Origin of the sequence: Gracilimonas sp. (assembly GCF_014762685.1) — a bacterium.
In the GTDB taxonomy this organism is placed as follows: Bacteria; Bacteroidota; Rhodothermia; order Balneolales; family Balneolaceae; genus Gracilimonas.
The window spans coordinates 2,101,935-2,126,996 of the sequence record NZ_JABURM010000005.1 but is presented as its reverse complement, the minus strand read 5'-3'; the positions used below and the strand labels follow the sequence as shown (position 1 = coordinate 2,126,996).

At 43.9% G+C, this 25,062-nt stretch carries 17 protein-coding genes and 1 tRNA gene; 10 read left to right on the top strand and 8 right to left on the bottom strand.

Features of this window, described 5'->3' with window-relative positions; all coding sequences use genetic code 11:
* The first annotated feature begins 119 nt into the window (after positions 1-119).
* The 9 genes from HUJ22_RS09560 to rpoC all read left to right on the top strand — a co-directional run bounded on the left by HUJ22_RS09560 (position 120) and on the right by rpoC (position 11,445).
* A tRNA-Trp gene (locus HUJ22_RS09560) sits at positions 120-192 on the top strand.
* Positions 193-209: 17 nt separating this feature from the next.
* On the top strand, positions 210-392 hold the full coding sequence (gene secE, locus HUJ22_RS14965; protein WP_020404069.1) for a preprotein translocase subunit SecE: 183 nt from the start codon (positions 210-212) through the stop codon (positions 390-392).
* 2 nt (positions 393-394) lie between these two features.
* Positions 395-952 (top strand): transcription termination/antitermination protein NusG, encoded by a 558-nt coding sequence (nusG, locus tag HUJ22_RS09555; RefSeq protein ID WP_290876615.1) that lies wholly within the window; start codon positions 395-397, stop codon positions 950-952.
* Between the two features lie 74 nt (positions 953-1,026).
* A complete protein-coding gene (gene rplK, locus HUJ22_RS09550; RefSeq protein ID WP_290876613.1) occupies positions 1,027-1,458 on the top strand; it encodes a 50S ribosomal protein L11 in 432 nt (143 codons plus the stop codon).
* Positions 1,459-1,471: 13 nt separating this feature from the next.
* On the top strand, positions 1,472-2,170 hold the full coding sequence (rplA, locus tag HUJ22_RS09545; RefSeq protein ID WP_290876611.1) for a 50S ribosomal protein L1: 699 nt from the start codon (positions 1,472-1,474) through the stop codon (positions 2,168-2,170).
* A 16-nt stretch (positions 2,171-2,186) separates the two neighbouring features.
* On the top strand, positions 2,187-2,708 hold the full coding sequence (rplJ, locus tag HUJ22_RS09540; RefSeq protein ID WP_290876609.1) for a 50S ribosomal protein L10: 522 nt from the start codon (positions 2,187-2,189) through the stop codon (positions 2,706-2,708).
* 51 nt (positions 2,709-2,759) lie between these two features.
* The gene (rplL, locus tag HUJ22_RS09535) at positions 2,760-3,137 is read left to right on the top strand and encodes a 50S ribosomal protein L7/L12 (protein WP_290876607.1); all 378 of its coding nucleotides are present in this window, start codon (positions 2,760-2,762) and stop codon (positions 3,135-3,137) included.
* 145 nt (positions 3,138-3,282) lie between these two features.
* Entirely contained in the window at positions 3,283-7,098 is a 3,816-nt protein-coding gene (rpoB, locus tag HUJ22_RS09530; protein WP_366871036.1) for a DNA-directed RNA polymerase subunit beta, read from the top strand.
* Between the two features lie 30 nt (positions 7,099-7,128).
* Positions 7,129-11,445 carry a DNA-directed RNA polymerase subunit beta' gene (gene rpoC / locus HUJ22_RS09525; protein ID WP_290876603.1) on the top strand — a complete coding sequence of 1,439 codons (4,317 nt, stop codon included), beginning with the start codon at positions 7,129-7,131 and terminating at the stop codon, positions 11,443-11,445.
* Positions 11,446-11,835: 390 nt separating this feature from the next.
* Here rpoC and HUJ22_RS09520 read toward each other — a convergent pair whose 3' ends face one another.
* The 6 genes from HUJ22_RS09520 to HUJ22_RS09495 all read right to left on the bottom strand — a co-directional run bounded on the left by HUJ22_RS09520 (position 11,836) and on the right by HUJ22_RS09495 (position 17,440).
* Complete coding sequence (locus HUJ22_RS09520) at positions 11,836-13,380, bottom strand: M20/M25/M40 family metallo-hydrolase (RefSeq protein ID WP_290876600.1); 1,545 nt, start codon at positions 13,378-13,380, stop codon at positions 11,836-11,838.
* A 157-nt stretch (positions 13,381-13,537) separates the two neighbouring features.
* The gene (locus HUJ22_RS09515; RefSeq protein WP_290876598.1) at positions 13,538-13,885 is read right to left on the bottom strand and encodes a rhodanese-like domain-containing protein; all 348 of its coding nucleotides are present in this window, start codon (positions 13,883-13,885) and stop codon (positions 13,538-13,540) included.
* 85 nt (positions 13,886-13,970) lie between these two features.
* Positions 13,971-15,107: an amidohydrolase gene (locus tag HUJ22_RS09510; protein ID WP_290876596.1), complete on the bottom strand. Its 1,137-nt coding sequence runs from the start codon at positions 15,105-15,107 to the stop codon at positions 13,971-13,973.
* 5 nt (positions 15,108-15,112) lie between these two features.
* Positions 15,113-15,526 carry a RidA family protein gene (locus tag HUJ22_RS09505; protein ID WP_366871034.1) on the bottom strand — a complete coding sequence of 138 codons (414 nt, stop codon included), beginning with the start codon at positions 15,524-15,526 and terminating at the stop codon, positions 15,113-15,115.
* 176 nt (positions 15,527-15,702) lie between these two features.
* A complete protein-coding gene (locus HUJ22_RS09500) occupies positions 15,703-16,992 on the bottom strand; it encodes an aminotransferase class V-fold PLP-dependent enzyme (protein WP_290876592.1) in 1,290 nt (429 codons plus the stop codon).
* Positions 16,993-17,116: 124 nt separating this feature from the next.
* Complete coding sequence (locus HUJ22_RS09495; RefSeq protein ID WP_290876590.1) at positions 17,117-17,440, bottom strand: YtxH domain-containing protein; 324 nt, start codon at positions 17,438-17,440, stop codon at positions 17,117-17,119.
* A 254-nt stretch (positions 17,441-17,694) separates the two neighbouring features.
* Here HUJ22_RS09495 and HUJ22_RS09490 point away from each other — a divergent pair, with 254 nt between their 5' ends.
* Entirely contained in the window at positions 17,695-18,729 is a 1,035-nt protein-coding gene (locus HUJ22_RS09490) for a 6-bladed beta-propeller (RefSeq protein WP_290876588.1), read from the top strand.
* Between the two features lie 14 nt (positions 18,730-18,743).
* Here HUJ22_RS09490 and HUJ22_RS09485 read toward each other — a convergent pair whose 3' ends face one another.
* Together HUJ22_RS09485 and HUJ22_RS09480 are read right to left on the bottom strand one after the other, a co-directional pair.
* Positions 18,744-21,935, bottom strand: coding sequence for an efflux RND transporter permease subunit (locus HUJ22_RS09485; RefSeq protein WP_290876586.1), 3,192 nt, complete (start codon positions 21,933-21,935; stop codon positions 18,744-18,746).
* Positions 21,932-25,060, bottom strand: coding sequence for an efflux RND transporter permease subunit (locus tag HUJ22_RS09480; protein ID WP_290876584.1), 3,129 nt, complete (start codon positions 25,058-25,060; stop codon positions 21,932-21,934). The genes HUJ22_RS09485 and HUJ22_RS09480 overlap by 4 nt, the downstream gene beginning before the upstream one ends.
* Between the last annotated feature and the right edge of the window lie 2 nt (positions 25,061-25,062).

Below are 25,062 nucleotides of genomic sequence, written 5' to 3'. Positions count from 1 at the left end.
CGCGAAGGTGGCCGTACCGTGGGCGCCGGAGTGGTAACTAAAATCTTAGACTAAGTAATTACCTAAATAGGGCCAGTGCAAAGAGCAGTCGGTTTGCCGTCTGCTCTTGTGCGCTTTATACGGGTGTAGCTCAGTTGGCAGAGCACTGGTCTCCAAAACCAGGTGTCGGGAGTTCGAGCCTCTCCACCCGTGCAGATAAATCTAAAAATATGAGTAAGATTAATAATTTTTTTGATGGTGTTGTAAAAGAGTTCAAGAAAGTTTCTTGGCCAACACAAAAAGAGCTGATCGATAACACTATAATTGTAGTGGTATTCTCAATCATAATCTCGGTTTTTATTTTTGGTGTTGATCAATTGTACAGCACAATCTTAGAAGCTATTTATAATTAATAATGAGTAAAGAACTAACGCATGATTGGTATGTAGTCCGCTGCTTTTCCAGTCATGAAAAAAAGGTTAAAGAGTTTCTTGAGCGCGAAATAGAAGAACAAGGTTTAGAGGATAAAATCAAAGAGATTTTGATTCCCACTGAAACAGTTGTTGAGATTCGTTCAGGCAAGAAGCGTACTCGGGAAAAGAATTTTTTCCCCGGTTATATCCTTTTGAATACTCATTATGATGAAGAAGTAAATAATTTGATACAAAGTGCACCTTCCTGTCTTGGATTTTTGAAGGTAGGAAAAAATGAAACGGTGCCAACTCCATTAAAAGAACACGAAGTCAAGCGCATCATTGGCCGAGTGCAAGATAGTGGAGATGAATTACGGAACATTGAAATTCCGTATAGCGAAGGCGACTTGGTGAAAGTGATATCCGGTCCGTTTAAAGATTTTGACGGAACCGTTCAGGAAGTAAACCCTGAAAAACTTAAGCTGAGAGTTATGGTTAGTATTTTTGGCCGTAAGACTCCTGTTGAAGTTGATGTTAATCAAGTTGAATCCGCAACCTAAAGAACCTAGTTGATGCACACTAGCTATTACGCACAAATAAACAGAAGTTATTAATTATAGGATCCTGAGAATCCATGGCTAAAAAAGTTGATAAAATCCTGAAGCTCCAGATTGTTGGGGGGCAGGCAAACCCTGCGCCACCTGTAGGACCGGCACTCGGTCAGGCAGGAATCAATATTATGGAGTTTTGTAAAGCCTTTAACGCTAAGACTCAGGACAAGGCCGGAACTGTTGTTCCTGTTGAGATTACGGTTTATGCTGATAAGTCTTTTACATTTAAAACAAAGACACCACCAGCACCCGTTCTTCTTAAAAAAGCAGCGAAAATCAAGTCCGGATCAGGTGAACCAAACCGAAATAAAGTAGGTACGGTAACCTGGAGCCAATGCAAAGACATTGCACAAGAAAAGATGGAAGACTTAAATGCGTTTGACATCGAAGCTGGTGCGGAAATGGTTGCAGGAACGGCTCGCAGTATGGGTCTTAGAGTAAATCGCGAAAAGTAAGGAAATTGTGATCATGGCAAAAAGAGGAAAAAAATACCAACAGGCTGTGGCACTCGTGAATCCTGAAGTGGAATACACTTTGGAAGAAGCGTGCGATCTGGTTAAAAAAACATCAAACACTAACTTCGATGCCTCAGTGGATATTGATATCCGTTTGGGTGTTGACCCGCGCCACGCCGATCAAATGGTTCGTGGCACCGTGAGCTTGCCTCATGGGACAGGGAAAGAAGTTCGTGTGCTTGCACTCGTTAACGAGAGTAAGCAAAATGAAGCCAGAGAAGCCGGTGCCGACCATGTTGGTCTTGATGATTACATCACGAAAATAGAAGAAGGGTGGACCGATATCGACGTGATAATCGCAACACCTGACGTAATGGGTAAACTCGGTAAGCTTGGGCGCTTTTTAGGGCCCCGCGGACTGATGCCTAACCCTAAAAGTGGAACTGTAACAATGGATGTGGCCGATGCTGTTAAGCAAGTTAAAGCCGGACAGATTGATTTCCGAGTTGATAAAGCCGGAATTCTGCATACATCTATTGGTAAAGTAAGTTTTAAAGCTAACGAGTTGAAAGAGAATGCAGAATCATTCTTCCGAACCGTTATGAGTTTAAGACCAGCTTCCGCAAAAGGGCTGTATGTGAAAAGTGTTTTCATGAGCAGCACTATGGGACCAAGCATCCCGTTAAGCAGAACCGCAGTAACATCCCTATAATAGGAGGAATTGAATTATGCCTACTGCAGAAAAGCAAGCAGTTTTAGATGAAATTACCGAAAAGCTGGAAAGTTCAAGTGCTTTATATATCACGAACTATTCCGGAATGTCGGTACCTGAAGTTAATGAACTGCGCGGTGCATTTCGTAAGGGAGATATTCGCTTCAAAGTATATAAAAACAAACTCGTAAAGCTCGCAATGGAAAAGGTTGGTGGATATGATGATATCATCCCTTCCTTAGTTGAGCAGAATGCTTTTGCTTTTGTAGAAGAAGAACTATCTGCACCTGCCAAGGTATTGAAAGATTTTATCAAGGATAACAACAAGCCACAGTTTAAAGCCGCAATGGTAGATGGAGACTTCTACGGTGAGGATAAACTGGACGTTCTGGCAGCTATGAAGTCTAAGAACGAAATTATTGGCGACATCCTTGGTCTGTTAATGGCCCCACTATCAAATGTAGTTGGTGCACTTAACTCACAAGGATCTAACCTTGTTGGTGCTGTTAATACTATCGCTGAAAAAGGCGAAGAATAACCCTTATTACACAACTAGAATTTTTTATATCAAAACAACTGGAGAATAAAAATGGCTGACGTTAAAGATTTAGCTGAACAGCTTGTCAACCTAACAATTAAAGAAGCAAACGAACTTGCAAAAGTTCTTGAAGAAGAATACGATATCAAACCTGCTCAAGCTGCTGTTGCAGTAGCTGGACCTGCTGGTGGCGGAGAAGCCGGTGGCGGAGAAGAGCAAACTGAGTTTGACGTAGTTCTGAAAAGTGCTGGTGCCAAGAAAATCGCGGTTATCAAAGAAGTACGCGGAATCACCGGCCTTGGGCTGAAAGAAGCCAAAGAATTGGTTGACGGAGCTCCCGGCACTGTTAAAGAAGCTGTATCGAAAGATGAAGCTGAACAACTTAAAGCCAAGCTTGAAGAAGCTGGTGCCGAAGTAGAGCTTAAGTAACTCATACTTACAAATTCGTTGGTAGCCAATGCCGTGAAAACGGTATTGGCTATTGGCGTCTATATAAATTGACCCCAATAGCCTTGGGGTTTGCCCGTATAATTTACCTTCAATCTAAGAGGAGAGGTTCCTTTTGAGCAAGAAGATGCAAACTATTCCGAACACGGAACGCTTATCGTTTGGTAAAACCAAACATGTACTGGATTACCCGGATTTTCTGGATATCCAATTAGAGTCATTCGAAAAATTTGTACAACTTGATATTGCTCCTAACGAGCGAGAAAATCAAGGACTACAACGAATTTTTAATGAAAATTTTCCTATTCAGGACAGTCGGGAGACTCACATCCTTGAATTTCTTTACTATAACGTGGATGTCCCCAGATATACTGAATCTGAATGCCAAGATCGTGGCTTAACATATTCCGTTCCGCTTAAAGCAAAACTAAGGTTATCATCTGTTGATGATAGCGATGAAGCCAGCGAAACTATTGAGCAGGAAGTATTTTTAGGAGACCTGCCCTGGATGACAAATCGTGGAACATTTATCGTAAACGGTGCTGAGCGAGTTATCGTAAGTCAGCTTCACCGTTCACCCGGTGTATTCTTTGGACAAAATGTACATCCAAACGGAACACAACTTTATTCCGCACGTGTTATTCCATTCAAGGGTTCTTGGATTGAATTTACCACTGATATCCGTGACGTGCTTTGGGCTTACATCGATCGTAAGAAAAAAGTACCTGCTACCACCTTGCTGAGAGCACTTGGATATTCTTCAGATATTGAACTGTTGAGCTTATTTGAGCTGTCTGAAGAAATTAAATTTGGTACTAAAGCAGACTACAAGAAGAAGTTGGTAGGTAAGAGACTTGCTGAGAATATTGTTGTAGAGAGCATGGAAGAAGTTGTTGATGATGAGACCGGTGAAGTTACCGAAGCTCTCAACCGACAAATTATTTTCGAGCGCGATCATGAATTAACAGAAGATGATTACGGCTCACTTAAGGATGCAGAAGTAAAGAAAGTTCTTGTACAGAAAATTACTGCTGAAGAGTCTGAGCGTTCCGTAATGATGAATACGCTTCGCAAAGATCCTACGTATGATGAATCTTCTGCACTCGGAGAAATTTATCAGCAAATCAGATCTGGTGAAATGCCTGATCCTGAAACTGCACGTTCTATCTTAGAACGGTTATTCTTCAGCGACAAGAAATATGATCTTGGTGAAGTTGGCCGATACCGACTGAACAAGCGCCTGAAGATGGATCAAGAAAATACGCTTCAATACCTGACTAAAGAAGATATTGTGGCTATTGTGAAAGAAGTGATTCGCCTGAAGAACATGAAATCTCAGGTGGATGATATTGATCACTTAAGTAATCGCCGTGTACGTACTGTAGGTGAACAGCTTGGCCAACAGTTTGCAATTGGCCTGGCTCGCATGGCACGTACCATTCGTGAGCGTATGAACTCTCGAGATGCTGAGCAATTGACTCCGCAGGATTTGGTGAATGCACGTACGATTTCAAGCGTCATTAATACTTTCTTCGGAACCAACCAGCTTTCGCAGTTTATGGATCAAACCAATCCAATTGCTGAGTTAACTCACAAGCGCCGTATGTCGGCCTTGGGTCCGGGTGGATTGACACGTGAGCGAGCCGGTTTTGAGGTTCGTGACGTTCACTATACTCACTATGGCCGCCTATGTCCGATTGAAACACCGGAAGGTCCGAATATTGGATTGATTTCATCTCTTTGCGTTCATGCTAAAGTAAATGACTTTGGATTTATTGAAACGCCATATCGTAAAGTAAAAGACGGTAAGGTTTCCAAAGATGTAGAATATTTGGCGGCAGAACAGGAGGATGAAACCGTTATTGCCCAGGCAAATGCCGAACTTGATGACAAGGGTATGTTTGAAACGGAAGCCATTTTCTCCAGAACCCGCGAAGGTAACTACCTGCGAGTGAAGCCTGAAGAAATTGAATATATGGATGTTGCCACAAACCAGATTACATCTCTGGCAGCGGCCCTCATTCCTTTTATTGAACATGATGATGCTAACCGTGCCTTAATGGGCTCGAACATGCAGCGTCAGGCCGTTCCTCTTTTACGTCCGGAAGCCCCTGTTGTGGGAACCGGTTTGGAGCAACGTGCAGCACGTGACTCACGCGCTATTATTACTGCCGATGCGGATGGTGAAGTAGTGTACGTAAGTGCTACAGAAATTAGAGTGAAGTATAACCGTACTGAAGAAGAGCAAAATTGCTATTTCGATGGCGGTGTAAAATCATACAAGCTCAATAAATTCATCCGTACTAACCAGGATACTACCATAAACCAGCGTCCTGTTGTTAAAATCGGTGATAAAGTGAAAGCAGGTCAGGCATTGGCCGATGGCTGCTCTACAGATAAAGGCGAATTAGCCCTGGGTCGTAACTTGCTTGTGGCATTTATGCCATGGAGAGGATATAACTTTGAGGATGCTATTGTAGTGAGTGAGCGCATCGTTCAAGAAGATATTTACACTTCTATTCACGTGACGGAGTTCGAACAACAAGTTCGTGACACCAAACGAGGTGAAGAAGAATTGACTCGTGAAATTCCAAACGTAAGCGAAGAAGCTACCTCTGATCTTGATGAGCGTGGTATTATTCGTATTGGTGCTAAAATTCAGCACGGTGATATTCTGGTAGGTAAAATTACTCCGAAAGGAGAAACAGATCCTACACCGGAAGAAAAATTACTGCGTGCTATCTTTGGAGATAAAGCAGGCGATGTAAAAGATGCATCTCTGAAAGTACCTCCAAGTGTTGAGGGTACGGTAATTGATACCAAGCTCTTTAGCCGAAAACGTGATGAATTAATTTCTCGAAAAGAAGAGAAAAAACGCGTTGAGCAAGAAGAAGAACGTCATGCACAAAAACTGGCTGAATTGAACCAGCTTTGGGCAGATAAGATGTATTCCTTGCTGCGTGATAAAACTTCCCCGGGTGTATTAGACTACAGCAATGTAGAGCTGATTCCGAAAGGCGAGAAATACAAGAAATCCGTATTTGAAGAAATTGATCCGGTAAACATTAACGAAAACATCGACTGGGCCACTGATGGTGAGCTGGTTAAGATGGTTAAGAAATTGTTTGCCAACTATCGCGAGCTTCGTCGTGAAATTGACACCGAAGCCAAGCGTCGTAAATTTGCCATCCAGGTAGGAGATGAACTCCCGCCGGGAATCATCCAGAAAGCAAAAGTTTATGTGGCTAAAAAGCGTAAGCTGAAAGTGGGTGATAAGATGGCCGGTCGTCACGGTAACAAAGGTGTGGTTGCTAAAATCGTACCTGCCGAAGACATGCCATTCATGGAAGACGGTACCCCGGTAGACATTTGTCTAAACCCATTGGGCGTACCTTCTCGTATGAACCTTGGCCAGATTTATGAAACCATTCTTGGATGGGCAGCTAAGAAAATGGGCGTGACATTTGCATCTCCTATTTTTGACGGTGCTTCCATGGATGAAGTAAAAGAGCAATTAAGAGAAGCCGGGTTACCTGAAGACGGCCGCGTAAATCTTTATGACGGACGAACAGGCGAACCTTTTGCACAGAAAACAACAGTAGGTTATATCTATATGTTGAAATTGAATCACCTGATTCAGGACAAGATGCACTCTCGTTCTATCGGGCCATACTCACTTATTACGCAGCAACCATTGGGCGGTAAAGCTCAGTTTGGTGGCCAGCGACTTGGAGAGATGGAGGTTTGGGCACTATATGCTTATGGTGCATCCAGTATCCTCAAAGAAATGCTCACTGTAAAAAGTGATGACGTAAAAGGGCGCTCTAAAGTGTATGAAGCTATCGTGAAAGGTGAGAACCTGCCCGATGGTGACGTGCCCGAATCATTCAAGGTACTATTACGAGAGCTTATGGGTCTCGGCCTTGAAATGCACATTGAATAATTTCACTGTTAATAATTTGGAGGAACATCCTTGCCAGTAACTAAGACATTAACAGTCACCAAAGACTTTGACAGCATTGGGGTATCCCTTGCTTCCGCGGAAACGATTTTATCTCGTTCTCACGGCGAAGTCTTGACTCCTGAGACAATAAACTATCGAACTTTTAAGCCGGAAATGGATGGTCTTTTCTGTGAAAAGATCTTCGGCCCGGTAAAAGATTACGAATGCCATTGTGGTAAATACAAGCGTATTCGCTATAAAGGTATCATCTGCGACCGTTGCGGTGTGGAAGTTACCCGTAAGGCAGTACGCCGTGAGCGCATGGGCCATATTACCCTTACCGTTCCTGTAGTACATATTTGGTATTTCAAATCACTTCCAAACAAGATCGCTTACCTTCTTGGAATGTCTTCCAAGAACCTGGATAAGATTGTTTATTACGAGACTTTCGTAATTATTAATCCGGGTGTGGCGCGTGACTTAGGTTACGCTCAGGGTGACATGATCTCTGAAGAAGAGAAATGGGATATTTTAGAACAATTACCCGAAGAAAACCAAGAGCTTGATGACGATGATGACGATAAGTTCATCGTTAAAGAAGGTGCGGATGCCCTGCAGGCATTGCTCAGTGATCTCGACTTGGATGAATTAGCTTATCAGTTGCGCTATGAGGTGAAGAACGAAACTTCACAAATGCGCAAGAAAAAGAAACTGAAGCGTCTTCAGGTAATAGAGTCATTCCGTGCTGCTAACCAGCATACCGAAAACCGTCCCGAGTGGATGGTGCAGGGTGTAATCCCGGTAATTCCACCGGAACTTCGTCCGCTGGTACCTTTGGAAGGTGGACGTTTTGCAACATCCGACCTGAATGACTTATATCGTCGTGTAATTATCCGTAACAATCGTCTTAAGCGATTGATTGATATTAAAGCTCCTGATGTGATTCTCCGTAACGAGAAACGCATGTTGCAGGAAGCGGTTGATTCACTCTACGATAACTCAAGAAAATCAAACGCAGTACGTAACAACAACCGACCTCTGAAATCTCTCAGCGATATGCTGAAAGGTAAGAGTGGCCGTTTCCGTCAAAACCTTCTTGGTAAGCGTGTTGACTATTCCGGTCGTTCTGTAATTGTGGTAGGCCCCGAGCTGAAAATGCACGAGTGTGGTTTGCCGAAAGAAATGGCGGTTGAGCTCTACAAGCCATTCATTATTCGCCGCTTAATTGAGCGTGGATATGTGAAGACGGTTAAGAGCGCGAAGAAGGTAGTAGATCGACGTGATGCCGTGGTTTGGGAAGTCCTTGAAAATGTAATTGACGGACACCCCGTAATGCTTAACCGTGCACCGACATTGCACAGGTTGGGTATACAGGCATTTCAGCCGGTATTGATCGAGGAAAAAGCTATCCGATTACACCCGCTCGCATGTACAGCGTTTAACGCTGACTTTGACGGTGACCAAATGGCTGTTCACCTTCCATTGAGCCACGATGCTGTTATTGAAGCATCAGTATTGATGTTAGGTTCTCACAATATTTTAAGTCCTGCAAACGGAGGCCCGATCGCGGTTCCTTCCCAGGATATGATTTTGGGACTATACTATCTCACCAAGCCGGATGATGGACGTAAAGGTGAAGGCAAAACATTCTCTTCTCCGGAAGAAGTATTGGTTGCTTTCGATCAGGGCCAAATTGACGGACATGCAAAAATTAATGTTCGAATTCCTGTAGTAAATGAGGAAGGAGAAACGGAATATGAAGTAATTAAAACTTCAACCGGCCGAGTCATTTTTAATGAGATCGTACCGAAAGAAATTCCATTCATTAACAAGACTCTTGGTAAGAAAGAACTGAGAAATCTCATTGGAGAAATTCATGGTGTTGTAGGAACGGCTAAAACAGCCAGGTTCCTTGATGACATGAAAAAACTTGGATATGAGGAAGCCACTATTGGCGGTTTATCTTTCAGTCTTGATGATATCATCATTCCTGATGAAAAAGGTAAACTGATTGACAAAGCCAAATCAGAGGTGACCGATGTTCAGGGTCGTTATGAGATGGGCTTTATTACCGATAACGAACGTTATAACCAGGTAATCGATAAGTGGACAAGTACCACAAACCGGGTATCTGAGACATTGTTTACGGCACTGCAAAACGACCGCAACGGATTTAATCCGGTATACATGATGGCGGATTCCGGTGCTCGTGGTTCTAAAGAGCAGATTCGTCAGTTAGGCGGTATGCGTGGCCTGATGGCTAAGCCTCAGAAAAGTTCTATGCAGCAGGGTAATGAAGTTATTGAGAACCCAATTTTGTCCTCTTTTAAAGAGGGACTGACGGTTCTTGAGTACTTTATTTCTACTCACGGTGCTCGTAAAGGTTTGGCCGATACAGCGCTTAAAACAGCTGATGCCGGTTACCTGACTCGCCGTTTGGTTGATGTTTCTCAAGATGTGATTATCAATGAAAGAGATTGCGGTACCCTTCGTGGTATTAAGATGACGGCTCTGAAAGACAATGAGGATATCATTGAAAGTCTGGAAGATCGTATTCTTGGACGTGTATCTCTTCACGATATTTACGATCCGATTTCGGACGAACAAATTTGTGAGGCAAATCAAGTTATTGATGAAACGGTAGCTCAGAAGATTGCCGAAACATCGATTGATGAAGTTGAGATCCGTTCTGTACTTACTTGTGAAACTCCTCGCGGAGTATGTGCCAAGTGTTACGGACGTGACCTTGCTCGAGGAACTGTAGTTGAGAAAGGTGAGGCTGTAGGAGTTATTGCCGCTCAATCTATCGGTGAGCCGGGTACTCAGCTTACGCTTCGTACTTTCCACGTGGGTGGTACAGCTTCTCGTTTGGAAGCTGAATCTCAGCACAAAACCAAATTTGAAGGTAAAGTTGAATTTGAAAACGTTCGCGTTGTGGTTTACAACGACGGTGAGGAAGATCATAATGTAGTTCTTTCCCGTGCGGGTGAAATCAAAATTGTGAACGATGAAGGAAAAGTACTTATCAACTACAATGTGCCTTATGGCTCTGAAATGTTGGTTGAAGAAGGCGATGTGGTTCCTAAAGGAGCTGTGCTCTGTAAGTGGGATCCATATAATGCTCTGATCTTTTCTGAAATTGACGGTACCGTGGAGTATAAGGATATCATCGATGGAGTAACTTCCTCGGATGATACCGATGCCCAAACAGGTCACCGTGAAAAAGTAATTACGGATTCCAAAGATCGCTCGCTGGTACCAACCCTTGTGATTAAAGGAACTAAAGACCGAATCCGGGAAAGTACACTTCCGGTTGATACTCACATTGCAGTAGAAGACGGTGCGAAAGTAGAGGCCGGACAGGTAATCGCGAAGATTCCGCGTGTAGCTTCTAAATCGAAGGATATTACTGCCGGTCTGCCGCGTATTACTGAATTGTTTGAAGCACGTTCCCCAAGTGAACCTGCCGTTGTTTCTGAAATTGACGGTATCGTGGAAATGGGTGGACGTAAGCGTGGTTCACAAGAGGTATTTGTGAAATCCAAAGATGGAACCGATGAGAAGAAATACCTGATCTCGCTGAGTAAACATATCTTGGTTCAATCCAATGATTTTGTGAAAGCAGGTCAGCCACTTTCTGACGGTACCATCCCCGCCCAGGATATTCTGAATATTCTCGGTCCTTATGCAGTACAGTCATATCTCGTGAATGAAATTCAGGAGGTTTACCGACTACAGGGTGTGAAAATCAATGACAAGCACATTGAAGTGATTGTACGCACCATGATGCAGAAGGTGGAAATCACTGATCCCGGCGACACGATGTTCCTTGAAGGAGATAAAGTGGATCGCTTTGAAGTGAACGACCGAAACGATGAGTTGATTGGTAAATTTGTAGTAACCAATCCGGGTGGCAGCGAACTTAAGAAAGGCACCATCCTTGATCGTCGTGAAGTAAGAGATCAAAATAATCAGCTTATTAAAGACGGAAAAGAAGAGCTTGAAACCCGTGAAGCAGAACCGGCTATTTCCAAGCCAATTCTGTTGGGTATTACAAGAGCTGCCCTTTCAACCGACAGCTGGTTATCAGCAGCTTCCTTCCAGGAAACTACCAAGGTACTTACACAGGCTTCTATTGAAGCTAAGAAAGACTTCCTCCGCGGACTCAAAGAGAATGTGGTGGTTGGACATAAAGTACCTGCCGGTACCGGACTTCGCGATTACGAAGACATCGTAGTTGGCTCGAAGAAAGACATGGAAGAAGGAGACGAAGAAATCGCCAAAGTATTTGAAGAACTTGGCGGAAGTGAAAACGGTGAAGGCGAAACTGCCGAAGCTGAAGACTAACTCTTCGTTAGCCTTTTAAAAAAATTAAAGCCCCGTTCATTAAGTTGAGCGGGGCTTTTTTTATAATTGTTATCCTCGTCCCGAAATCTCTCTATTTATAAGACTTGATGATTTAATAATTCAAACTAATCCTGTTGGTTTTTTTATTACTACGTTTTTGTTATCTACCCCGGGGTAAAATCATAAACTGTCTAAATAATTTTACCCTCGTTCCGAACCTCCCGGTTCGGAATGCCACAGAGGACCACCCGGTCCGAATGGATATAGCTTTTAAGTAATTCCTTTCCCACCGCCCAAAAAAAAAGCCACCCCAATTACTCAGGATGGCTTAAACTAATCTAACTCAACAAATGACCGTCGTCCGTCAATCGTCAATGGTCGTAATTAAAACTAATTCCCGGTACGGTTCGGAGTCCTTGGTGTCGGCCACTCCATGCGCTCACCCGTTCTTGGGTTAATGGGAAGCACGGCTTTTTCACGCGGGAAGGTTTCAGGATCTTCACTTGCCATGTAGGTTAAAATGGCTGTGAGGATGGCGTTATTTCGGACATCATCAAACACGATTTTGTCGTAAGTATCGCGGTTGGTATGCCAGGTATAATTCCAGTAGCTCCAGCTGAGGGAACTCAAAGAGAAACCGGGGGCTTCAGCCGAGACAAAAGAAGCATAATCAGAGCCGCCCCCGCCGGGAGTGCCGGGGAAGGTGGTTTCAATATGTTGGGTGATATCACGGGGTACCGCTTCAAGCCATCGGCCTAAGAACTCGTAAGCATGAAGGAATCCCTGCCCGGAGATACGTACCACACGGCCGGTTCCGTTATCCTGATTGAATAAGGCCTGCATATTATTGACGATTTCAGGATTGTCTTGTACAAAAGCGGATGAGCCGTTCAAACCTTGCTCCTCTCCGCCCCAAAGACCCACGATGATAGTACGCTTCGGGTTTGGATATACTTTCTTTAGAATGCGGGCAGCTTCCATCATGGTAATCGAACCGGTTGCGTTATCCGTGGCGCCGGTGCCTCCGTCCCAGGAATCATAGTGTGCGGAAAGGATAATATATTCATCCGGTTTTTCAGTGCCCGGTATGGTGGCAATAGTGTTGAAGGTCGGAACTTTACCCAATTCCCTGGATTGTGCATTTACCCTGACTTGCGGATCATCACCATATTCAACCATTCGATAGAGCATTCCGTAGTCTTCAAGGGAGAGGTCAACCACAGGAATGTTTTCCGTGTTGGCACTGAATATTTTATTAACCCCAAAACCATTCGACCATCGGGATTGAAAGATGCCAACAGCACCTGCTTCTTCAATCTTTTGATTGATTTCACGCATAAACCCGGTACGCTGCAGATTTTCCCGCCATTCTTGATTTAATTGAGAGCGAGTTTCCTTCATTTTTTCAAAAGACTCTTCGGTGGCAAATTCTTCCCAATTGTAATCAGGCCGGCCGGTAATCTGGTGCTGAGAAACCAAAATGATTTTTCCTTCTATGGTTTCAAGCCAGGCTTCAAATTCTTCTTGGTTCTCTACAGTAGGAAGTACATCCAATGAAGCGGAAATACCTCCTTCGGGAGTAGAAGGACTCCAGGCCAGCTGCTGTCCTTCCAAAGAAACCACCCGGGGTGCAATAAGGTCTACGTGGGTGATCCCGCGCTCCCAGCCGTCCCATTCCCCATACTGTTGATTTTCAGCCGAGATACCCCATTCTTCAAATTGAGAAACTGCCCAGTCGTGAGCGTTTTGCATTTGAGGGGTTCCCACCAATCTTGGCCCGATTACATCTGTAAGCTGATGTCCCAGGTATTCAAGCTGTGAGTTTTGTGTTGCTTCCGTAACGATGGCATCCACGACTTCATCCGTGCTTTGAGCAAAGATTGAGCTTGCGGAAAGTAAAATCAGAATAAATAAAAAGTTTACTATACGTTTCATGTACCGTTCTCCGATCTGTTAAAATTGTAGCTAAGAATATATTCGATAATAAGATAAAAGGGAGGGTATGGAATTTCTTTTTACGAAATATAGCTGAAATAAAATAGCCACCCTTTTGAGGTGGCTATTCAGGTTTAAAATAAATTTTAGTGCAGAATCAAACGTCATTCCCCATAAGCTCATATCCGGCTTTTCTCCATCCTGCAAGTCCTTGCTCAAAATCACTAACATTAGTGTATCCCATTTCTTCAAGCTTTTGAGCAAGCTCGGGCGATGCAGTGCAATCCGAATTAGCACAGTACACGATAATTTCAGCATCCATAAAAGGGAGTACTTCCTTAGCTATTTCAGCATTTTCCGTTGGGATATTTATAGAACCGGGAATGTGCTTGGCAAGAAAAGCCTCTTGATCTAAAGCATTGATCAGTATGGGGGCATGATTACCGGTTAGTTTCCGATTTAAAGTTTCAGCGCTTATCGTTCTTAATGTTGCTGTAGCACTCATAATTCCGAAATTGAATTCTACTTTTCATCTTCATGGTACTAAACAAATGACAGGCTAAAGGCATTCAATATTATCCGGCTGAAAATCACATTAATCGATTTTTATAAATCTGAAAGAATACATTTGCTGCCGGCTCAATAAGGTCATCCGGAAAATCATAATTTGGATTATGGAGCGGTGGTATATCCTCACCGGAGCCAAAACCAAACTGTGCACCTTTGTTGGTGGCCGTATAATAGGCGAAATCCTCTGACCAATTGTTAGGATTTTCCATTTGGTCAACGTCTAAACCATTTGATTTTGCAGCTTCAGTAATCATTTGAACACATACCGGTGCATTTTCTGTTGCCGGATATATTTCACTATAACTGTGGGAAAATTCCAGCGCGAAATCATGGGCGTGTTTCTCTATTATTTCTTCCGCTTTTTTGCAGAGCAAATTCAAATCTTTATTTTCATAAGCACGGAGCGTAATCCCCATTTCCAGACTGGAGGGAGAGATTCCAAATGAAATTTCTCCCATTCGAATATAGATTAAGGTGGAAATGACATGGCTTTTAAACCCTTTTTTTGTTCGGGTGAGCTCCTGAATTTCTTCAATAATTTTAGTACCGGCAGGATAAGGAGGATTCCCCTTTTCAGGTTCGGCGGCGTGCGATGTTCGTCCCTCAAGGTTAATAGTTATTCCGCAGGAGGCTGCTGCAAAACTTCCTTCTTTCACTAGTATCTTATTCTTGGACACGCCCGGGATGTTATGAAGGGCAAACATATAATCAGGGGAAAGGGCGTGAAACTCCGGAGATTTTACCATATCTTTTGCTCCCAGGTAAGTTTCTTCCGCAGGCTGAAAGAGCAATACGACTTTCCCCTTTTGAGGCCGGTTTTCAGAGATAAGTTTTCCCAGATAAGCGATAATAGCCATATGTCCGTCATGTCCGCACAGGTGAGACACCCCGTCAATGGAAGATCTATAGGCTAAGTTGGGGGAATGCTCCTGTATGGGCAAAGCATCAAGTTCGCATCGAAAAAAAATGGTTTCTCCCGGTTCTTTCCCTTCAAATACAAACATTTTCCCCGTTCCGGCCACGGAAATCTCCTCATCCGGATCAAATTGCTGCATGAATTCAGAAATGCGTTTCGAAGTCTCGAACTCCTGTTTCGAAAGTTCGGGATACCGGTGCAGGGTTCGGCGAAGGTTGATGACATCCTGAAGGTCAGACATAATATTTACTTTACAGCCTCCGCCATTATTTCCACTTTAGCAGCCAGCGGAATACGACTCACTTCTACTACAGCCCGGGCGGGCGGTTCTTCGGTAAAATACTGAACATAGATTTCGTTGAAAGCTTCGTAATCATCCATGTCATCCAGGAAGACCTGGGCTTTAACAATATCAGCCATCGTGAATCCCGCAGCTTCCAAAACGGCTTCAATATTCTGTAAAGTTTGATGGGTTTGAGATTCCAGATCATTCCCGGCCAATTCACGGGTTTCAGGAACCAAACCAATCTGTCCGGAGAGATACAACACGTTCCCAACCTGTATGGCCTGTGAATACACCCCAACCGAAGCAGGGGCATTTTCTGTATGAATAACTTTCTTTTGAGCGGGGAGGTGTTTTTCCAGCGTACAAGAAAGCATAAAGAACATGCCCATGAATAGTATTGTAAATGATTTCGTCATGTTATTAGTCTTAGGTTAATTTATTGCGGTTTGAACCGGGATTTTAGCAGGATATTTCAGGATTAACAGGATGTTCAATAATCCTGAAGATCCTCTAAATCCTTCCTAATCCTGGTTCAAACCTCTATAAAAGATCACACCTTAGCAATCTGTTCCTTCATAGCATCCACAAAACGCCCGATCTCTTCCATAGTGGAATATACATTGGGTGTAACACGAATTCCTTGAAATTGAGTGTGATTGATGGGGGTTGTAATGATCCGGTAATCCCGCCAAAGAGCACTGTTCAATTCCCCCGGTTCCATTCCTTTGATCTGTACCGTTGCAATACCACAGGCATATTTGGGGTTGCGGCTGGTGTGAAGTACCACCTTATCACCATCCACTAATTCATCGATCCAAAGGTCATTAAGATATTTGAGCCGTGCTTCTTTTCGCTTGGCTCCGATTCCTTCGTGGAAGGTCAGTGCCTCTGCAATAGCCAAATAATTTGCTGCAGGATGGGTGCCGATCTCCTCGAATTTTCGGATATCTTCATCCTGCGATTCCTGAGCGGCCATCAGCGGCCAGAGGTCTTTGATCTTGTCTTTTTTCACATACAACATACCCGTGCCATGCGGAGCAAAGAGCCATTTGTGTAAACTCGTGGTATAATAATCACAGTCCAGATCGGAGTGTTTGAAATCAAAATGGGCATAGGCATGAGCTCCGTCCACGATCACCGGAATGCCTTTTTTGCGGGCCATATTAACCACTTTTTTGACCGGCAGAATTTGCCCGGTGATATTGATGATGTGGCACATCAGGATCACTTTGGTCTTCGGGGTGATGTTCTCCTCAAACAAACGAACAATTTCATCGTCATCCTCAGCCGGAACCGGGATACTGAATTGTTTCAATTTGATGCCTTCTCGTCGCTCCCGCTGTTTGAAGGTGTTGATCATGCGGGGATAATCCTGATCGGTGGTAAGGACTTCATCGCCTGCTTTCAGGTCAAAGCCGAACTGGCAAATCTGCAGACTTTCGGAAGCATTCCGGGTGAGGGCGATTTCTTCAGGATCAACTCCAAAATTCCGGGCAATGCGTTTTCGTACGCCTTCACGCTGTGGTTCCAGAATGCGCCACATGGTATAGACGGGGGCTTCATTGGAATAGTCGAGATGCCGCTTCATGGCGGCCTGTACAAATTCCGGAGCCGGACTCACCCCGCCATTATTCAAATTAATGAGGCTGCGATCTACGGTAAAAGCCTGTTGCACCCGCGCCCAATAGTCTTCATTTTTGGCGATTTCGGCTGCAGAGCCTGTAAAGCGCTGTAGATCTTGGGTAATATCTTTGGCTTTAAGCGGACTGAAAAAAGCACCCGCTCCCAAAACGGCAGCCCCGGTTCCAAGTTTTCTGAGAAATTGCTTGCGTGATTCCATATTCCCGACGGTTAAATTATAATGTACCGGGAATTACCCAAAGCATCGGAAAAATGCAAGGTATAAAAAAGCCTCACTCGTAGATTACAAGAGAGGCTACAAAGTTAAATAAGGTGCAAAAGAATCAGCCTTTTTTCTTAGCTGTCTTTTCCTTGGCCGTTTCAATGGATTCCAAAAGATCTTCGGCTTCCTTAATAAGCCCTTCCGCCTTTTCTTTGGCCTCAAGCACTACTTTATCGCCTTTTTCCTTGGCTTCGGAAACCAATAATTCTTTTTCTTCCCGCAATTGGTCGATGAGGTCATTTAACTCATCGTAATAATTGCTGAGCTTGTATGAAAGCCGGTCGCGTGTATTTTTCCCCGTGTCGGGTGCATAAAGCAATGCAAATACAGCACCAACAATTGCTCCTGAAATAATTCCTGATAAAAAACCTGATGATCTGCTCATGATAATTCTCCTTTTTAGTCTTTAAAACAAGTATAGGCTAATCACGTTCCAATTTCCATATTTGAAAGAGGATTTTACTTTAATTTTTTGTTCTATTACAATGAGTTGTAAGGTTTTAAGACCGAATTGTTTCAGGCTTGTTACCACGTAATAATTCCTCAGATTCTTAAATATTTATTGTTTTTATTGTAATTGGATTTAGAAAATCCTTTCAGAGTAGATGAATAGATCTCATAATAACAATGAAATACTCAATGGATTTTAAATACATATCTGTCATCCTTATTCTATGTATGCTAGTCTCTTGCGGTGAACAAAACACCCATACAGAAGATATTGGTGAGCATAATAATTTGAATCCTGTACTTTCAATTGGTTATGAAGGTGACTTTATTTTTTCTAGTCCAAGGAATATGTCATTGGACGATGAGGGCTCTATTTTTATAACTGATTTTGGTATCCCTTCAGTATTTCAGGTAGATGTTTCGGGGGAATATATACGCAGCTATGGGCGACAAGGCCGGGGACCCGGTGAATATGAATACCCACAACTCATAGATACTGATAATGAATGGATATATGTAAGCGATGGTTTCAGAATGGTCACATTTAGCACAACTAAAGATTCTTCCCATTCGATTATTTCCGAGTCATGGTTTGTTGAATTTGATGTTGCCGGTGATACCATATATGGATTTGCCCCAGGGTCGTTTGGTTCTGTTGCTTCTTCAGAAGAAAAATTAATTGGGGTTTATAGCAAGAAAGGGGAGAAAAAACGCGCCTTTGGAGACTATTTAACGGCAGATGAACCATTGCCTGCAGGGATAAGCTGGCCTTTCATCCAGTTGGAAAATGATATCGTTCACTTGGTTTTTGTGTATTTTCCGATATATAGGGCATACACAACGGATGGGGAACTGATCATTGAACAGGATCTTTCAGAATTGGTGCCGGATTCCACGAAGTTGATTCTGGACTATATCAATCCAACTTCCAATCGGGAAAATGTTACCCCATCAAGTACCGGTAGAGTTAAACTTACATCTGTGAACAGAACGTTTGATGTGCATGAAAACCGGGTTTTTGTCAGCCGCCAAGGCCGCAAAATTGTAATTGATGAATACCTTTTTAACAATGACAGCCTTTCCTATCAAAAATCCCATATTTATGAAAATGTACCGGAGGATTATTACGTCATAGACTTCGCCTATCATGAAGCAAGTGATTCTTTTTATATTTTGGAGAGCAATAATGTACCAATGATCACAAAGTATAAAATTGATAAATGATTCAAGATAAGTAACTACGCTTCTGCTATTACTGACTTATCTCTTTTAAACAATTCCTTAAACCACTCAATAGTCATACTCAGCGAAACGGATAATATCGGGGTGATGAAGAGGGTTAAAATTGATCCGAACATCAACCCGCCAATTACCGCTTTTGCCAAAGGTGACCATGTTTCTGCTCCGGAACCGATCTCCAAAGAAAGCGGGATCATCGAACAAATGGTAGTGATGGCGGTCAGTAGAATAGGCCGCATTCTTCTTCGGCAGGCTTCCAGTATTTGTTTGAGAAGTTCTGAATCTTTAACGGTAGGTTTTTCTTTCCAGAAGAATACCGGAATGAACAAGTTCTTCCAGCTTACGGATTTACGATTCAGTAGGTCATACTCGGTGCCTTTGGTATATAAGTGCATGTAATCAACAAGCACGATACCGTTGTTCACAATTATACCAACCAGCATGAATACCCCGATATTAGCTGTTGTGCTTAAGGGATCTCCGATAAGGAATAAAAAAGCAAGGGCGCCGAACATAGCCAGTGGAATACACAGCCAGATCACAAAAGGATCCCTGAAATTTTCGAAAAGGGAAGCCATGATCATAAACATTAATATCAATGCGGCTAAGAGGGCAAATCCAAATTCGGATTGTCCCTGCTGAGTTTCGGCAGTTCCTCCGGTAAACTCGTAACGATAGCCGTCTGGAAGTACAACTTCCTGTTCCACAAAATCACGGATCACCTGCTCATATTCCAAAGCATTTCCCTGGATCTGAATGTTCACATCGAGGACGGTTTCACGGTCGCGGCGCTGAAAAGAATCCACACCGCGTACGGGAACGAACTCACCGATAGCCTGGATAGGGATGCGTTGACCTTCATATTCAAACACCTCCAGATCAAAAAGATCTTCGCGGCTGGTAAGAGCTTGTTTTTGAGTGCGAACCTCAATTGGGATCTCACGCCCTTCATTAATATAATAACCGGTCTGATTACCAAGCGTTTGAGTTCTCAAAGCTCCGGCTACAATATTTAAGTTCGTACCGAGCCTGGCCAGTCGTTCCCGGTCTGCAATGAAGTGTAATTCCGGAGTGGGATCGGTTCTTCCATTATCCACGTCAATGACAGTGGGATCTTCCATTAACCGGGCTTCAATTCGGTTGGAGATAGCCAGCAACTCATCGATTTGCGGCCCGATGAGGCTTAAGCGAATGGAGTTGCCGCCTGAGTCCCATCCCCGGCCGAAGTTCAATCCTCCTCCTTCAACGCGAACGCGTACTTCAACCCCGGGGGCGGTTAATTCTTCCCGCAGGAAAACAGCAAATTCTGTACTGGTTTGTTCACGCTCCATTTCAGGGACGAGTGTTAAACTGATCTCACCGCGATTGGTTTGATTTCCCCAGCGACTCCGCCCAATACTGGTGATCATAGTTTCAACTTCAGGGAGGTCACTTACCCGCTGGCTGAAGTCATCTAATACACTGGCAGTTCTGATAAGCTGACTTCCTTCCGGCAGGCTTATGTTGATGTCAATTTGGCCTGAGTCAGCCTCAGGAAATCCTTCTTTGGAAATATTGGTATAGAGGAAAAATGTACTGACAGCGATCACTACCATACTTGTTAGCGGAATCCATTTGTGATGGAAGAGCCACCGCAAGGATCTGATATATCCTCTTTCCAGTTTGGCAATTCCTCTGAAGGCAAGATTTTTGGTATTGAATTGCTTGGAATCCAGGATCAGTAAGGAAATAACCGGGACAAGGATGATGGAGGACAAAAATGAAAAGCCGATAGCAAAACAGATGGCGTATGCAAATTCTCTGAAAAAAGCTCCCTGGGTTCCCGATATCAGAATGATGGGAACGAAAACGCCGAGGGTGGTCAGGGTTGAGCCCAGCAGGGCTCCAATCACTTCATTGGTTCCTTTGAGGGCGGCTTCAAACCTGGAAACGCCTTCCTCCAATTTACGGGCAATGCTTTCGGTGACTACAATGGAGTTATCAACCAGCAGACCGATGGCGAGGGCAAGGGCGGAAATGGTGAGAATATTCAGGGTCAGGTCGGCGGCATACATGGCAGCAAAACTGGCAGCTATGGATACCGGGATGGTTGATGCTACAACCAGTGAGATCCTCCACCCACCCATAAAAATAAGGATCACCAAAATGACCACGACAAGGGCAGCCAAAGCAGACTGAGCGAGGTTATTGATGGAGTCTTCAATGGTCTTTCCTTCATCTGAAAGAACCCTGAGGGTAACTCCCGGTGGTAATATCTCGTTGATTTCAGGTACTAATGCTTTTACTTCGTTTACGACATCCAGTGTGTTTGCATCGGAGTTTTTTTGAACTTCTACCGAGACGCTGTTCTTGCCATTTACTTTTACCAAGCTTTCGATATCTGTAAATCCGTCACTTACTTCAGCTACATCTTTCACACGAATGGGAATATCATTTTCGGAAACCTGAATGATGGTGTTGGCGATCTCATCTACGGTTTGATAAGTAGATTGTGCCCTGATACTGTAATTTATACGGTCGGAGACGATGTTTCCAATGGGCAACTGCACATTATTTGAACGGAGTGCATTCTCGATATTCGCAGGGACAAGATTGTATTGGGCAAGCGACATGGGGGAAACATCCACATAAATGCGCCGCTCCAAACCACCTTGTGTTTCTGCAGAGGCGAGGCCCTCAATTCTTTCGAGGCGGGTTTCAACCAGTTCGAGTCCGATGTTTCTCAATTCATCCAGTCCACGGTTTTCGGCATCAATACTGAGGCGCATAATGGGCCGATTCTCAGGATCAAATTGGAAAATAACAGGTTCACGGGCTTGTTGAGGGAGATCTCCCCGTATTTGGTCTAAAGCTTTTCGAACTTTGAGTTCTGTTTTCCGGATGTCTGCTCCATCACGTAAACGCAGAATGATAAACGCACTTCCCCGGCTGACACGAGCTTCCAGGGTTTCAATTCCTTCGATGGAAGAAAGAGCTCCCTCAATAGGATTCACAATGATCCTATTGATATCTTCCGGGGCTACATTTTGATATCCTGTTGATACGGCCAGAACCGGAATATTAAAGGATGGATAGAGTGTGATCTTAAGGTTTGTCAATGAAAATATTCCAAATCCGATCACGATCAGGGTCATCATAATAACCGTGATGGGACGTTTCAGAATGCTTTCGGCTACACTGAATTGCTTCATGCCAATACCTCCTGTGGCTTAGCTAACGGGTCTTCTTTGTGTACGGCATCAAAACCAAGTTTTTCAACCCAGCCGTTTATAATATTATAAAAACACGGCACAACGAACAGCATAAGCAGGGTACTCATGGTGAGTCCTCCAATTACGGTTCGTGCCATTGGACTCCATGTTTCGGAGCCGGTGCCAAGTTCCAGTGCCAGTGGAACCATCGATAAAATAGTAGTGAATGCAGTCATAAGAATAGGGCGGAGACGCCGGGTTGCTCCTTCAACAACAGCTTCCTTTCGGATCGTGCCCCGGGCTTGTAAAATCTTGATGTAGTCGATCATAACGATACCGTTATTTACCACAATACCGGTAAGCAGGATCAGCCCAACCATGGAGGTAACACTGATGGATGTACCGGTGATCCACAGCATGAGCAATACTCCGGTCAAAGCCAATGGTATGGTCAGAATAATAATGAATGGTTCTACTAAACTTTCGAATTGCGAAGCCATTACCATATAGGTGAGAATTCCTGCTATGATGAAGGCAATCATTAAAAAGCCGAAGGACTCAGATTGCTCCTCAGCTGTACCGGAGATCTCATAGCGATATTCATCGGGCCAGTTTACCTGATCGAGTTGCTGACGAGCTTGAGAAGAGGCTGCGGCAAGATCAATACCTGCCAGTTCTGCCGTTACTTCAACTACCCGCTCCTGATCTATACGGAGTACATTGGTAGGTCCGGTGTAACGTTCAATGCGAGCCAGATTTTTAAGGGGCATCCATTCCCCTGCGGGAGTTTGAACCTGAATGTTGGATAGATCCACTGATTGTGCCTTATCGCTTGGATCAAGCTCTACTACCACCTCAAATTCCACGCCCTGATCAACAAAGGCCGTGGCTACATTTCCTTTTACGGCATTACTTACTGTAGTTGCCACCTGGTTGGTGTTCATCCCCACCCTTGAAATTCGTTCACGATCCATGATGAGCCGCAATTCGGGTCGTCCCTGATCAGAAGAACTGAAAACACTGTTAATGCCTTCTATCGTAAGAAGATCTTCTTTTACACCTTCAGCAAGCTCTTGTTTGATCTCGGGATCATACCCAAATATTTGTACGATCAAGCCGTTTTCGCCATCGGGGCTGAGCGGATCAATAATCACTTCCTGAATTTCGACACCGGGCACTACCTGGAGTACACGAATCAGGCTCCCGGTGATCTCGGATTGGGAGCGGTCTCGTTCATTTTGGGTAACAAGCTCAACCCGGACCGTTCCGGTAAATCCTCCCGGATCATCAGCGCCTTCAATGCCTTCCTTGTCACCGTAATCAGATACGATGAGCCGAGCCTCGGGTACTTCCTGTTGAATGATAGATTCGACCTGTCCCATCGAACGTTCAAGCTCAAATAAATTCACACCGGGTTCGCGTTGGACTTCCAGAACAAAGGCATTTTCATCTACCCGTGGAAAAAATTCTCCTCCGATCACATAAAAGAGCGGAAGACTGGCCAAAAATAACAAGACGGCACTCATTACCACCAAGCCACTGCGATCGATCACTTTCTGTAATTGATCGTGATATGTTTTTTCAAGCTTCTGAAGCAGGTTTGTGAAAAACATGGCTACTTTATTCTTAGCCTGAAAATCAACGGCTTTCTCTTTATAGAATTGAGAGGTCATTAGCGGAATCAGGGAGAGAGCAACCAATGCTGAAATAACCAGGGAAAATGAAATGGTAAGCGCAAGGTCACGAAACAAGAAGCCTGCAATGCCCGGAACAAATAAAATAGGCAAGAACACCACTAGTGTAGTAATAGTAGAGACCACTACGGGTACGGCTACTTCCTTAGCTCCGTTTATGGAGGCTTCGTCACGGGTAGCTCCTTCCTCACGGAAATGAAAGATATTTTCCAATACCACAACGGCATTATCCACCACCAAGCCTACAGCTAAAGTCAGGCCGGACAGGGAAATAATATTAAGACTGAGATCAGCCAGGTCCATCACCAAAAAGGTTGTGATGATAGAAACGGGGATAGAGATGGCTATGATCATCGCAGAACGGCCGCTTCTTAAAAAGACCAGTAAGATCAAAACAACTAAAATAATAGCCTGAATTCCTGTCATGAGCAGATTACTGATGGATTGCTCGATGAAATCCGCTTTATTAGTAAGAACTCCCACCCTCACATCATTAGGCAGGCTTCGCTGAATCTCTTCAAGGCTGTTTACTACAGCGTTGGCCGCGGTTACAACGTTGGCATCACTTTGTCGATAAATATTCAGTACCACTCCATCTTCACCATTTACTCGTACGTTACCGATGGGTTGTGCAATTCCGTCATCAACGGTGGCAACGTCTTTGAGAAGTAATGGCTGTCCGTCACGCACTGTTATAATGGTATTTCGAATTTGATCAACATTCTTGAATTCCCCAATAGTTCTCAGGGAATAATTAGTATTACCTTCAGTAAGCTGACCGGCGGGAACCTGAATATTTTCTTGTTGCAGTTTTTGAGAAATTTCAGCAACGGTCAGGTTATACAATCTCATTTGCTGATTATCGATTCGAACATTGATCTGCCGTTCCAAACCGCCGGAGGTTTCAGCAGAAGCAATTCCATTTATCCGCTCGATCCGCTGTTCCAGGACTTGTTTAGAGTATGTCCTTAGTTCTCGTGCACTTCGCGCATTTGAGGTAACTGTGAGAACGACAATGGGCTCCTGGTTCGGATCATATGAAAAAACCAAGGGTGTTTCGGCATCATCGGGGATTTGTCGTTCTACAAAACCCAGTTCTTTCCGGACGTCATTCTCAGCTTGGTAGAGGTCAGTCCCCCATTCAAAATTAAGTTTAACAACCGATGCGCCTTGGCTGGACAAAGAGCGAACTCTTCGAATACCGCTGATGCTTCCTACGGATTCTTCAATAGGACGGGTTACCAGGGTCTCAATATCCTCCGGTGCTACTCCTTCGTAACTGGTGTAAACTGTGATGGTAGGGAAGGAGACATCAGGATATAAATTAAGTCTCAGATTTTGCAGGCCATAAAAACCAAAACCCAACAGAATCAGGGTAGTCATCAAAAAAGTAATTGGACGGTCAACCGCCAGTTTAGACAGAGATCCCATTA

Bases quoted from the DNA above. Each gene is read 5' to 3' on its own strand.
- secE (WP_020404069.1), top strand. From the start codon at position 210: ATGAGTAAGATTAATAATTTTTTTGATGGTGTTGTAAAAGAGTTCAAG.
- nusG (WP_290876615.1), top strand. From the start codon at position 395: ATGAGTAAAGAACTAACGCATGATTGGTATGTAGTCCGCTGCTTTTCC.
- rplK (WP_290876613.1), top strand. From the start codon at position 1,027: ATGGCTAAAAAAGTTGATAAAATCCTGAAGCTCCAGATTGTTGGGGGG.
- rplA (WP_290876611.1), top strand. From the start codon at position 1,472: ATGGCAAAAAGAGGAAAAAAATACCAACAGGCTGTGGCACTCGTGAAT.
- rplJ (WP_290876609.1), top strand. From the start codon at position 2,187: ATGCCTACTGCAGAAAAGCAAGCAGTTTTAGATGAAATTACCGAAAAG.
- rplL (WP_290876607.1), top strand. From the start codon at position 2,760: ATGGCTGACGTTAAAGATTTAGCTGAACAGCTTGTCAACCTAACAATT.
- rpoB (WP_366871036.1), top strand. From the start codon at position 3,283: ATGCAAACTATTCCGAACACGGAACGCTTATCGTTTGGTAAAACCAAA.
- HUJ22_RS09520 (WP_290876600.1), bottom strand. From the start codon at position 13,380: ATGAAACGTATAGTAAACTTTTTATTTATTCTGATTTTACTTTCCGCA.
- HUJ22_RS09515 (WP_290876598.1), bottom strand. From the start codon at position 13,885: ATGAGTGCTACAGCAACATTAAGAACGATAAGCGCTGAAACTTTAAAT.
- HUJ22_RS09510 (WP_290876596.1), bottom strand. From the start codon at position 15,107: ATGTCTGACCTTCAGGATGTCATCAACCTTCGCCGAACCCTGCACCGG.
- HUJ22_RS09505 (WP_366871034.1), bottom strand. From the start codon at position 15,526: ATGCTTTCTTGTACGCTGGAAAAACACCTCCCCGCTCAAAAGAAAGTT.
- HUJ22_RS09500 (WP_290876592.1), bottom strand. From the start codon at position 16,992: ATGGAATCACGCAAGCAATTTCTCAGAAAACTTGGAACCGGGGCTGCC.
- HUJ22_RS09495 (WP_290876590.1), bottom strand. From the start codon at position 17,440: ATGAGCAGATCATCAGGTTTTTTATCAGGAATTATTTCAGGAGCAATT.
- HUJ22_RS09490 (WP_290876588.1), top strand. From the start codon at position 17,695: ATGGATTTTAAATACATATCTGTCATCCTTATTCTATGTATGCTAGTC.
- HUJ22_RS09485 (WP_290876586.1), bottom strand. From the start codon at position 21,935: ATGAAGCAATTCAGTGTAGCCGAAAGCATTCTGAAACGTCCCATCACG.
- HUJ22_RS09480 (WP_290876584.1), bottom strand. From the start codon at position 25,060: ATGGGATCTCTGTCTAAACTGGCGGTTGACCGTCCAATTACTTTTTTG.